Here is a 10,933-nt window from a genome sequence, read left to right on the forward strand (position 1 = left end):
AAGCTCCATTTAGGAGCTTTTATTAAAGTGCTACCGATAGAATGAACTAGGGTGCAACACGCTCAATACGCTTTACCCAACCCGCTGGAGCTGGCATGTGGCCTTTTTGTAGCTCAGTGAAGACTTTATAGATACGTCGGATGTTGGGTCCAACGTTGCCATCACCGACAGTGATAATGCGTCCATCTTCAAAAATATATGAACTCACAGGGGACACCACCGCGGCAGTACCAAAACCGCCGGCTTCAATAATTTCGCCAGACTCAATATCAGCAATAAACTTATCTAACATCACCGTTTCTTGTCTTACTTCACAACCCAGCATATCCCCAAGTTCCATAATGGATTGAGAGGTAATGGATTTTAAAATGGTATCAGTGAATGTCGGAATAATCACAGTGCCATCTTTTAAAATGTGGAAGTGATTCATCGCGCCAGCTTCTTCAATTTGAGTATTGGTTGAATCCAAATACAATACCTGCGATGCACCATATTCTACAGCCGCTTTACCAGCACGCAGTGAGGCAGCATAGTTACCCGCCGCTTTTGAAGCACCAGTACCACCAGATACTGCACGGTGGTACTTAGTACTGATTAACAAGCGAATACCATTATTTACCCCTGAGGCATAATAAGCCCCAGATGGGCTTAACATGACACAGAATGTGTATTGCTGACTTGGACTAACGGATAAACGATCTTCGGTTGCAAAGATAAACGGCCGAATGTATAAACATGCGCCATCTTGCTGCGGAAACCACAAACGATCAACATCAATAAGGGCATTGATTGCCTTCACTTGCATACTTTCATCGATATTCGGAATACACACGATATCGGCAGAACGGTTCATCCGCTCTGCATTTTTGTTTAAACGAAAAGTGTAAATCTCGCCGTCTTCGTGCATAAAGGCTTTTGCGCCTTCAAAAATTGATTGACCATAGTGCAGTGACATTGCACCTGGTGCCATTTCAAACGGGCCGTAAGGGACTATACGCGGATCACACCATTGACCATCACGATAATCCATTAAAAACATGTGGTCAGTACGAAGCCTGCCAAAACCCACATCGCCTTCTGGCTTAAATGGTTCTGTGCGGCGCTCTGACGCAGATTTTAAATTATATTTTATGTCCATTACATACCACCTTAAAAACTGAGCTTGCAGACTATGGAGGCTAGAGATTAATGTCAAGTCGAAGCCCTAGATCCTCAATCAAAATACGTCAATTGAGCGTAACAAGCATCAATATTTTTATTCATATAGTGACAGACATCGTGCCTAGAAATTATTATAACAAAGTCTTTTATTGTCATGGTTGACAGCTAAAAATACCTCGAACAAAGATAAAGTACAATATAGTACGATTTATTGAATATATTTTAGCCACTTAGTTTTAAAGGCTATTCCTATAGGCCTTGACACTGCTAGAATCGGGATTCCATCCCGAAACGTATAGGACTCCCCCCATGAGCCTTGAATTATTGACCCAACTGGAAACCAAAATCCAGGCGACTCTCGAAAATATTGAGCTACTAAAAATGGAGCTTGATGAAGAGAAGCAAAAGAACCAAGCGTTGACGTTACAGCAACAAGAATTGACACAAAAAAACCAACAATTGCAGCAAGACCTAAACTCTTGGAGTGATAAGGTCAACGGCCTTGTTGGTTTATTGAATAACGAGATCTAAATGGATTGATGCTGCTGTGATTGGATTTCAATCAAGGCATTTAGTTCACGGATAGCCTGCTTAACTTTTGGCAGGTTTTTTTTTGTGTGTAGAAAGCGACCCTTATCAAATTCAAGTAGCCCTAAGTCTTTTACCCAAATCACTCCACTTAAAAAGATCCTAGCATGCTTAACGATTAGTTTCGGTGCATAAACAGGGAACATTCTCATACGACTTCCTCCAAGAAGATACATGCGCAAGGTGCGATGAAATAACAACGATAAGCCATGTATAAGTCAGAAATGGAACTATCCAAAGCGCATATAAAAACACGATTCACTTTCTTGTTAAACACAACTTGAATGTCATCAAATTGGACAACTTGATGTCGAAAGAGTTTCATTAACTTGCCATTTTTTGTTCTAACAAATCACATAAGCAACTACGGCATTTTAATGACACTTGTCAATATTTTGACATCATGTTATTATCTTCGATGTTACTCAGGGTAAAAAAGAGTTATTTGACTCATTTCCGTATTGTCTTTTATAGACATGCGGTTTTTTTTGCCTGTTGTAGTCTCAAACTCATACCATTTAGCAACACAATCGGCGATCTTACCGAACCACATGGCTGAAAACGCCATACTCATAAGCCTTGCTAGTCACCGATAACGACATCTTAATTACCCCTCCACCCAAACGTATCTCAAACAGCTCCTCTTTATGCTAAAGGCATTGCATTACGTTCAATAAACAGATGATTAACACGTCAATTCACTTGGCTAATGGCTCTACGGGCAGTTTGAGAACCGGTTATTATCTTGAGCTGAGGTTAAATAAAAAAAGGAGCCGAAGCTCCTTATTTAAATAACCCATTTAGCTTAGATTACTTTTTGTTCATTGTCGCTAAGTAGAATGCGATATCAATTAACTCGTCATAAGATTTAATTGAGCTGGTTTCTACTCGGTATTTACCATTAACAACTAATGAAGGAACACCCGAAATTTTAGCGTTTTCAGTATCGCGCTTCATTTTCGACATCTGTGCGTTAACCATAAATGAATTCGCCGCAGCATCGTAAGCTTTAGCCTCTACGCCATTGGCAATAAATACTGCTCTGATATCGTCTGGGCGGGTAAACTGCTGACGCTTATCGTGGATAGCACTAAATAATGCCGTGTCAATTTTCTCATCAACATTAAGCTGCTGCGCAACCGCAAAAGCACGTGACATTTCTACGCCCATTTGGCGACCAATAAACTCAACGTGAGCTTGATTAAAGCTGACACCTTCGGGTAAATTCGCTTCAATTTTAGGCACTACGGTTTTAGCAAAGTTAAAACAATGGGGGCAAAAGAATGAGAAAAACTCTGTGATTTCTGGTTTGGCTGTTTCAGGGCCTTCATTAATCACAGTGTAATGCACACCTTCTTTATAATCGGCAGCCATCGCAACCATCGGCGCGAGCAGGAGTGCTGCGGCCATCAATAATGCTTTTTTCATTTTACTTCCTTCTAAGTAGGCAAAAATATCAATACGCTGGCTCTATCATAGTCTAGCGTTAGTCTTTAACTCAATCGTTAGCTAATTGTATTTGTAACTAAATACTATTAGGTAGTGATTATGAAATATTGTTAATTAAAACTGGGTAAACTCAATGGTGGCTCGTTCAGTGCCGATAACTGCTCTTTAAATGCCAGCGTTTGTTGTTCCCAGTATTTAATATCGGCAAACCATGGAAAATTCATTGGAAAGGCAGGGTCCTGCCAACGCTTGGTTAACCACGCGTTATAGTGCACCATCCTGAATGCCCTTAACGGCTCAATCAGTGCCAATTGCTTAGCATCAAAATCACAAAATTCTTGATATCCCTCTAATAGAAGATCAATTTGCAATAACTGTTGCTGGCGATCTCCGGTTAACATCATCCACAAGTCTTGTACTGCTGGGCCTTGCCTGGCATCGTCTAAGTCGACAAACCCAGGTCCAGTTGGTGTCCATAAAATATTACTCGGATGTAAGTCGCCGTGCAGGCGTATCGAGGTAAACTGGTGTTGCTGCCAAATCTGCTTGGCTTTATCTAATACCTGCTCAACTACCGTAAAAAAAGCCGTTTGCATCGAGCTGGAAACAATCCCACTTTCACGTAAATAGCGATAAGACTCATCGCCCAAAATGGCTGGCGTGAGCGGTTCACGATACACAAAGGGCTGCCTTGCGCCATATTGATGAATACGGCCAATAAAGCGGCCAACCGATTCAAGTTGCTCAAGATTGTCGACTTCAAACGCGCGCCCGCCAATAGAGGGGAAGAGTCCAAAACGATAACCTTGATACTCAAATAAGGTTTTGCCCTCAATGACGACTGGAACGGCTATGGGGATGTCTTCAGCGGCTAATTCTAATGCATAATCATGTTCTTCTTGAATTTGTTCATTGCTCCAACGATGTGGGCGATAAAACTTCACCACATAACGAAGGCCTTGATCACAGCGGAACTGATACACCCTATTTTCATAACTGTTTAACGCTAATAACCCCGTCTCAGGGTAGATGCCTATGCTTTCAATCGCATCAAGAATGAGATCGGGTTTCAGTGCCTGAAAATGAAATTCTGCGCCGGTACAGTTGTCCATGTATGCCTTCTTAAGTCGTTTGAATATGTGGAGCAAGTAGCGTTAACAAAAACGCTAATACGTCTAATTCTTTCGCATTATCGGTAGAAATCCAACAAATATCACCATAAAACTCGTAATGTAACCATAAAGGACTTCCTTCAAAATTGAGCAACCATTGATGACGATCCGCTCCCCATTGGCGATCACGGATGTCGCAATCAAGTACAGCCGCTAGCGGTTCGGCAAATCGTTCAAATTGCTCAAAATCCACTTCAGCTTGAATAACAATACTTAATGCTTGCGGATCTAATTGGGCTGAAAGTAATTTCATAATCGACTCAGGTAAAATACATTAATTAACTGCTACAAGACATAATTAAGCCTTGTCCCCAGTCGGGTGGGCGTTTGGCAAAGTCTTCCATCTCGGGCTGTTCGTCATAAGGACGGCGTAAAAGTTGCTGGAGTTGTAATAATTTGCTGTTATCACCGTTCTCTTCTATATCGATAATGGCTTCTTGGGCTAGGTAATTACGCAAGATGTATTTCGGATTGACACTGTTGCGCTCGCATTGCCACCCTTGAATATCTGCCACCTCACCCACTCGGTCTTGGTAAGCTTTATACCAGGTATCAAAGCCAGCAACATCGACCATATCGTCTCGTAAAGTAGAATGTGAGTGACTCGGGTCCAGCTGACCAAAACGGCGTAAACTATTGGTGTAATCAAGCTGGTTAGTTTCCAGTAAGACGGTAAATTGCCCCAACAACTGCAAATCATGTTTATCGAGCTCAGCTTGAGCCTCTTCACTGAGAGGTTTTGCGCTAAGATCTTGTGAATTAAGTGCATGTAAACTCGCGGCTTGATGCATTCCCAACTTGCCACGCATAAGGCGTAAATACTGCTTAACCAGTTCAGATTGATAAGTGTTTAGCGCTGCGATTAAATCGTCAGACTCAATAATGGGCGTTAATGCTTGGGCCAAACGTTTGAGGTTCCACAACCCTACTGCGGGTTGCTGGCCAAAGGCATAACGGCCTTCGTGATCAGAATGATTACAAATAAAGCCTTCTTTAAAGGTGTCTAAGAAAGCAAAGGGTCCAAAATCAAAGGTATCACCGAGTATCGACATATTGTCGGTATTCATCACGCCGTGAGCAAACCCGACAGACTGCCAGTGTGCAATCATTTTAGCGGTAGATTGCACTATCTCATAAAACCATTGTTTGTAACCTGCGGCATCTGTTGATAAATGCGCAAAATGCTGCTTAATCGTAAAATTAACCAATTGAGAAAGCTTGCCAGTATCACCTTGTTCGCCATGACAAAAATATTCAAAATGACCAAAACGAATGTGACTTTTAGCTAAGCGCACCGTTATGGCGGCCGTTTCTTGGCTTTCGCGCCAAACGGGTAAATCGGAGCCAATAACCGCTAACGCACGGCTGGTAGGTACATTTAGCGCAGCCAGTGCTTCGGATACTAAAAACTCGCGCACCGCAGAGCGCATTACCGCCCGACCATCACCTTGGCGAGAATACGGCGTGGGACCGCCGCCTTTTAAGGCGACATCCCAAGCGCCATTTGGGCCAATGGCTTCGCCTAATATAATTGAGCGACCATCGCCCAATCTGGGGGTATAGCCACCAAATTGATGACCACTGTAGACTTGAGCATAATAGCTCGCACCAGGCGCGGCATAGTTAGCCGATAACTGCATTAACAATTCAGCATTAGGCTTTTCTAAACCAATCAGTTGAGCAGCATCATCACTCCAACCAAGCCAATGAGGATTACTGATTGGCAAAGGATAAACTTGTGAATAAAAGCCTTCTAATTGTTCAAAAAAATCTTGCTTAAATTGCATCATCCACAACTCCTGCAACTTGGCTTTTACACTGCAATTGCTGCTGTTCATCTACCTGACACAGCTCTGCACACACAAAAGCTTGCTCTGCGGGCACTGAAGACGCTTGTAAACGTAACATTCCTGTACCTTTGGCCTGGCATTGCTCCAATGAATCGTAATAACCGGCAATATGGTCTTGCTGTACTATTTTCGTAGGAACAGGTGCTTGGTCTGCAACATAAAATAAGGTCCATTGTGGAGTACGAAAACAACCGGCAAGTAAGACCACGGTGGCAGTAATTAGCAATATTTTAGTCAATGTACGAGTCATTAATGTCATTTTTAACCTTGAAATCATTGGATCTGAAGCAACAAAAAAGCGAACCAAGGTCCGCTTTCCTTTTGAATATCATACCTGATATCCATCCAACAGTATTGAATAGCCTGTTAGCTCACTTTAGTTTTAGCCTTTTCGATACGTTTTATTCGCCCTTCAAACCCAGTGACAGTGCCATCTGTTAACTGGTATTCAAGCGCTTGTTGACAGACCTTAACTGCCTCATCAAACTGACCCACGTCGTTCAACAAGGTCGATAATTGCATAAACGCCGGAGATTTGATTTCATCAGTATTTTGTTGGGTGATGTTTTGCTGATGTAATAAGCGATATAATGCTAAATAGGTCGACTGTAAGGCCGCACCATATTGACAATAATCAGCTTGCTTGCGCATCTTATAGCAATGGTTAATCACACTGACTAATTCACTATGCTGATGTTGAAGATCGGTGGCAATGTTGGCAGCATCAACCTGTTGTACAAAGCTCTCGCTTGCCCAATCGCCTTCAACACTGACTAGATCCAATAACGACCCTTTATGGTTTGACACTTCAACCGCGGGGGTATCAGGCACTTTGGCCTCAACATGACTCTTGCTCACTTCAGCCACAGCGACAGTATCCTTTGATGCTGCTTTTGGCTCGCAAACAACATCAGTTTGCTGGGTGTCTGCTGCTGATATGTTGGGTTCAGTAAGAGCAGCCTCGACAGGCTCATCAACAGACACGGCTGAATTAAGTTTATCGTTATCTACAGCTCGGTCTGATAATGCATCATCGTCAACCGTTTTATCACTGGCTGCATGCTCAGAGTCTGCCTTAGCAGTATCGTCTGTCGCTGCTAACGTTTCAGATTGAGCTACCTCACTGGATGATGAATGCGGTGTAACATTACGATCGGTTTTATCAAGTTCTTGTTTTGCCACCGCTTGAGTGCGTCTGTATAGATACAGAGCAATTGCAATCAATATGACAATTAAAATTACCTTCATTAGGCTTCCACCTTGCTGATTATATGCCGTAGCACATGATTTTATCTCACTCACAATATTCATTGTGAGGCAATGTACGGTTTTAATGATACCGCGCTGTTTTTTTAAGCACCATTCATTATTGTTTCAATGTACACTATAAAATCAAGTATTTATGTATTTTAATCTATAACAAGTCATAGACGACCTATCATTTAGCATCAGTTTCAATCATTTTTGCGATCCAAACCTCAAAAAAGGACATTTTGCGCATAAGCTCAAAATTAAATAAGCTAAGTTTGCTAGGTTCAATTGCCAAGCTTACACTATTAATATCCGACTATTTTACTAAGGTATTTAATAAGAGATAATATTATGAGTGATAAAGAATTATTAAGTGGTAAATTACTCTACGAATTCCGAACAATACAAGCTATGGTCGAAATATACTGTAAAGCGCACCACCCGCTCAAGCCGTCCCAAGGTGTATGCCAGCAGTGTAGTGAGTTTTTAAGCTATGCCAATACTCGCCTAGATCGTTGCCCATACGGCCAAGATAAACCCACTTGTAATAAATGCCCTGTCCATTGTTACAAACCTCACATGAAGCAAAGAGCGCGTGAAATCATGATGTTTTCTGGGCCCAAAATGCTATTACCTCATCCTATTTTGGCAATTAAGCATTTACTTGCTGAACGTAAACCGGCACCCGGTTTACCACCAGAAAGAGTCTCAAACAGGCATTTACGAAAATCTGAGCAAAGTTAACCACCGGAAACTACTCGGTTTGCAGAAAGTAGGTTAGTATTCACTATCGTCAAAGAGAGTGAAAATGAACCAATTTAACGATTTCTTCATTCAAACATACTGGTGGCTTTCCTTACTCGGAGGCATTCATTGCCTTGGAGTAGGCCTGTATGTTCATTATATTTACCAAAGCACGACTCGCAGCAATAGCCTGCTAGCCGGGATGTTTTTACTCATAGGTTGTTATTTTTTAACCGGGTTGCTAACCCAAGAAACAACACCGATCCCAATCCATTTAGCGCTTACTCTCTTTATTCCTGTCTATTTTTTACTCATGCCCATGCTGTACTTATATTGTAAAAGCAGCTTAACGGAAGAAGACTATCAACCGCTATTAATCAAGCATTTTGCTTGTGCGATTATCGTTGCATTAGTGACCAGTTCAGCCATATTATTTCATATCAGTATTGACCCACAAACCTCAAATAACACCATTGGTTCTCTGGCTGAGTTAAACAGTATTAGTCTATTGGCTTTGACCTTACCCATATTATTAATGCTACAAACTATTATCTATTTTTGGCTGATTTACCGCTTATTGTCTCACTATCGCCCACAGTATTTGGCCAATAGGCAACCCAATTTGCAAGTGATACGTTTTCGCTGGTTAAGTGTATTAACCATTGGTATTCTGATTAATTGGGTGTTGCGCATTGTATTGGTGTATTTACCATTTTACTTGGGTGATTCAGTCTCTTTGTTAATCCAAGCGGTAACACGTTTAAGCCTATTACTGACTGTATATGTGTTTGCTTTATATGGTATCCAGCAAGTCACGCGAGCAGCCTATTTGCGCGGCACACTCAACGCCACCAAAAAAGCAGCGACACCAACCACAGAGCAGCTTCTGGACCAGGAAGAAATAACCTATTTACATGATTTAATGCTGGATGAGGATGAGAACGACGCTACCGATTTTTCAGCAGATCACTCAGCAGCAGATCAGGGCGACAAAAAAGGCTAGTGCTACAGAAAAAACAGCTGATTCTCCTGAACACATCACGTTGAACATAATGATCAACACTCTGCTGGCGCCCGCCGACATAAATGTTTATTAACACCCGTCATTTTAGGGTTATGCTATTCTATGGTGAGTTTTACCATGACAATTTAGTCACTGAGGTTATTTATGAAACGTTCAATTAGCTTAGTTGTTTCCAGTTTACTCGTGTTATTAAGCTTCGCGTTTTCAGCTCCTAGTTTTGCAAACGAAGATGCTTATAACGATGCAATTACTAATTTTAAAAAAGCCAATGAAAGCCGCCATTTATTTGATACTGCTTATGGTTATGCCATCTTCCCCACCGTAGCCAAAGGCGGTATCGGGATTGGTGCCGCATATGGAAATGGTCGTGTATACCAAAGCGATGCTTATATGGGGGATTCCACGTTAACCCAGCTATCCATTGGTTTTCAATTAGGCGGACAAGCCTATAGCGAAATTATCTTTTTTAAAGATGCTAAAGCTTATAATGATTTCACCAGCGGTAGCTTTGAATTTAGTGCCCAAGCATCTGCCGTAGCGATTAACGTTGGTGCCAATGCTCAAGTCGGTACTACGGGCAATTCAGCTGGTGCAGGGCAAGCAGGAAGTAACCACACTGCAACAGCCGCTTATATCAATGGCATGGCGATATTTACCGCCGCAAAAGGAGGCTTAATGTTTGAAGCCGCCCTAGCAGGTCAGTCATTTACCTTTGATGGTAAGTAACCGCTGCTAGTCTTAACACTCGTTAAGTACATAACATTCAGGCTGCCATTGGCAGCCTGAATTATTTGGAAAGAGTGGTTTATTAACGCAGAATCCAAATAATGGCATTAGCATATACAGAGTAGCCTAGCTAACTCGTTTGTGGACAAAAGTGGGTTTAAGATATTAATTAACTCAGCTTACTTGGCATTGGTTTAGCTTGATTTATAACGTAGCTTCATTTGAACTTATTGCCTGCCGCATGTGAGCTACAGGACTTAGTAAATGTCGCGATCACAGGGATGTGAAAGAGTGACCTTAGTGCAGATGATTAAGCGAGACGCCAGCTCTTGATTTTAAAATCAGCATCCTTGTGGGCTTAACCAAAACATCCCTGTTTTGGATACTCGCTGACTCATCTACACCGGTAATTTAACTCTCTTCGATTTAGCTGCATAGTTGTTTATAGATGAAAGCTAAATAGGAAAAGCTCAAATCTAATTAGCTGACTTACTTTTGGACAGAGACGAGTTAGTAACGAACACTGTAAAAGGCGGAAAATAGTTGGCTAAAACTTGCAAGGAACGAGCACGAGTCAACTACTTTGCTTAATAGCCTTTATTAAATTTTTTGGATCGTTTGTACCCAGACAAACCGTTGTGCCATCTTTAAGTTTTAATTCAACAGCCGTTAGACCAGAAACGTTATATAACCATCCAGTTGAGATTAACCGAATTCCAAGCCCATAGTACCATTTTGTTCTTATCTCTTGTGCCGACTCAATTTCAGATATTTTTATTGATTTATTCCAAAATTTTGGACCAAAAAACCATTTTACCTTTCCATCTTCAACTTTGATCGTTAATGCTGAAAAAAGAATTGAAACCACACCTACATTTTCCGTTTGAACAGCTTGTATGGATAATAAACCCACCTAATTACACATAATTCCCAGTTTCGGGTAATGTGAGACCCAGGCTTTAGCTGCA

The 10,933-nt window shown here is 41.6% G+C and carries 13 protein-coding genes; 4 read left to right on the plus strand and 9 right to left on the minus strand.

Going from position 1 to position 10,933, the window contains the following annotated elements; all coding sequences use genetic code 11:
- Nucleotides 1-46: 46 nt before the first annotated feature.
- Nucleotides 47-1,138, minus strand: a complete 1,092-nt coding sequence (locus tag AAEY93_RS18045; protein WP_124013235.1) for a branched-chain amino acid aminotransferase — start codon at nt 1,136-1,138, stop codon at nt 47-49.
- A gap of 332 nt (nt 1,139-1,470) precedes the next feature.
- On the opposite strand from AAEY93_RS18045, the gene AAEY93_RS18050 reads away from it, so the two are divergent.
- Nucleotides 1,471-1,692, plus strand: a complete 222-nt coding sequence (locus tag AAEY93_RS18050; RefSeq protein WP_101033022.1) for a cell division protein ZapB — start codon at nt 1,471-1,473, stop codon at nt 1,690-1,692.
- Here AAEY93_RS18050 and AAEY93_RS18055 read toward each other — a convergent pair.
- From AAEY93_RS18055 to AAEY93_RS18085, 7 genes are all read right to left on the minus strand, one after another.
- Entirely contained in the window at nt 1,689-1,901 is a 213-nt protein-coding gene (locus AAEY93_RS18055) for a DUF1107 domain-containing protein (protein ID WP_101033023.1), read from the minus strand. The genes AAEY93_RS18050 and AAEY93_RS18055 overlap by 4 nt on opposite strands.
- A gap of 658 nt (nt 1,902-2,559) precedes the next feature.
- Nucleotides 2,560-3,177, minus strand: coding sequence for a thiol:disulfide interchange protein DsbA/DsbL (locus AAEY93_RS18060; RefSeq protein WP_124013234.1), 618 nt, complete (start codon nt 3,175-3,177; stop codon nt 2,560-2,562).
- Between the two features lie 131 nt (nt 3,178-3,308).
- Nucleotides 3,309-4,310 (minus strand): serine/threonine protein kinase, encoded by a 1,002-nt coding sequence (locus AAEY93_RS18065; RefSeq protein WP_101033025.1) that lies wholly within the window; start codon nt 4,308-4,310, stop codon nt 3,309-3,311.
- Between the two features lie 10 nt (nt 4,311-4,320).
- Nucleotides 4,321-4,623 carry a DUF3630 family protein gene (locus AAEY93_RS18070; protein WP_101033026.1) on the minus strand — a complete coding sequence of 101 codons (303 nt, stop codon included), beginning with the start codon at nt 4,621-4,623 and terminating at the stop codon, nt 4,321-4,323.
- A gap of 25 nt (nt 4,624-4,648) precedes the next feature.
- Nucleotides 4,649-6,157 carry a protein adenylyltransferase SelO gene (locus AAEY93_RS18075; RefSeq protein WP_351078825.1) on the minus strand — a complete coding sequence of 503 codons (1,509 nt, stop codon included), beginning with the start codon at nt 6,155-6,157 and terminating at the stop codon, nt 4,649-4,651.
- A complete protein-coding gene (locus AAEY93_RS18080; protein WP_124013233.1) occupies nt 6,147-6,479 on the minus strand; it encodes a hypothetical protein in 333 nt (110 codons plus the stop codon). The genes AAEY93_RS18075 and AAEY93_RS18080 overlap by 11 nt, the downstream gene beginning before the upstream one ends.
- A 107-nt stretch (nt 6,480-6,586) precedes the next feature.
- Nucleotides 6,587-7,468 carry a prolipoprotein diacylglyceryl transferase gene (locus AAEY93_RS18085; RefSeq protein ID WP_351078815.1) on the minus strand — a complete coding sequence of 294 codons (882 nt, stop codon included), beginning with the start codon at nt 7,466-7,468 and terminating at the stop codon, nt 6,587-6,589.
- Nucleotides 7,469-7,822: 354 nt separating this feature from the next.
- Here AAEY93_RS18085 and AAEY93_RS18090 point away from each other — a divergent pair, with 354 nt between their 5' ends.
- From AAEY93_RS18090 to AAEY93_RS18100, 3 genes are all read left to right on the plus strand, one after another.
- Nucleotides 7,823-8,215: a nitrous oxide-stimulated promoter family protein gene (locus AAEY93_RS18090; protein ID WP_101033029.1), complete on the plus strand. Its 393-nt coding sequence runs from the start codon at nt 7,823-7,825 to the stop codon at nt 8,213-8,215.
- A 64-nt stretch (nt 8,216-8,279) separates the two neighbouring features.
- Complete coding sequence (locus AAEY93_RS18095; RefSeq protein WP_351078819.1) at nt 8,280-9,218, plus strand: hypothetical protein; 939 nt, start codon at nt 8,280-8,282, stop codon at nt 9,216-9,218.
- Between the two features lie 165 nt (nt 9,219-9,383).
- Nucleotides 9,384-9,965 carry a YSC84-related protein gene (locus tag AAEY93_RS18100; protein ID WP_101033030.1) on the plus strand — a complete coding sequence of 194 codons (582 nt, stop codon included), beginning with the start codon at nt 9,384-9,386 and terminating at the stop codon, nt 9,963-9,965.
- Nucleotides 9,966-10,539: 574 nt separating this feature from the next.
- On the opposite strand, the gene AAEY93_RS18105 is transcribed toward AAEY93_RS18100, so the two are convergent.
- The gene (locus AAEY93_RS18105) at nt 10,540-10,878 is read right to left on the minus strand and encodes a hypothetical protein (RefSeq protein ID WP_351078822.1); all 339 of its coding nucleotides are present in this window, start codon (nt 10,876-10,878) and stop codon (nt 10,540-10,542) included.
- Nucleotides 10,879-10,933: the final 55 nt, after the last annotated feature.

Source organism: Shewanella sp. CAL98-MNA-CIBAN-0140, assembly GCF_040309905.1.
In the GTDB taxonomy this organism is placed as follows: Bacteria; Pseudomonadota; Gammaproteobacteria; order Enterobacterales; family Shewanellaceae; genus Shewanella; species Shewanella psychromarinicola.

Coding starts and splice junctions, on each gene's coding strand:
- AAEY93_RS18045 (WP_124013235.1), bottom strand. CDS start 1,138: ATGGACATAAAATATAATTTAAAATCTGCGTCAGAGCGCCGCACAGAA.
- AAEY93_RS18050 (WP_101033022.1), top strand. CDS start 1,471: ATGAGCCTTGAATTATTGACCCAACTGGAAACCAAAATCCAGGCGACT.
- AAEY93_RS18055 (WP_101033023.1), bottom strand. CDS start 1,901: ATGAGAATGTTCCCTGTTTATGCACCGAAACTAATCGTTAAGCATGCT.
- AAEY93_RS18060 (WP_124013234.1), bottom strand. CDS start 3,177: ATGAAAAAAGCATTATTGATGGCCGCAGCACTCCTGCTCGCGCCGATG.
- AAEY93_RS18065 (WP_101033025.1), bottom strand. CDS start 4,310: ATGGACAACTGTACCGGCGCAGAATTTCATTTTCAGGCACTGAAACCC.
- AAEY93_RS18070 (WP_101033026.1), bottom strand. CDS start 4,623: ATGAAATTACTTTCAGCCCAATTAGATCCGCAAGCATTAAGTATTGTT.
- AAEY93_RS18075 (WP_351078825.1), bottom strand. CDS start 6,157: ATGCAATTTAAGCAAGATTTTTTTGAACAATTAGAAGGCTTTTATTCA.
- AAEY93_RS18080 (WP_124013233.1), bottom strand. CDS start 6,479: ATGACATTAATGACTCGTACATTGACTAAAATATTGCTAATTACTGCC.
- AAEY93_RS18085 (WP_351078815.1), bottom strand. CDS start 7,468: ATGAAGGTAATTTTAATTGTCATATTGATTGCAATTGCTCTGTATCTA.
- AAEY93_RS18090 (WP_101033029.1), top strand. CDS start 7,823: ATGAGTGATAAAGAATTATTAAGTGGTAAATTACTCTACGAATTCCGA.
- AAEY93_RS18095 (WP_351078819.1), top strand. CDS start 8,280: ATGAACCAATTTAACGATTTCTTCATTCAAACATACTGGTGGCTTTCC.
- AAEY93_RS18100 (WP_101033030.1), top strand. CDS start 9,384: ATGAAACGTTCAATTAGCTTAGTTGTTTCCAGTTTACTCGTGTTATTA.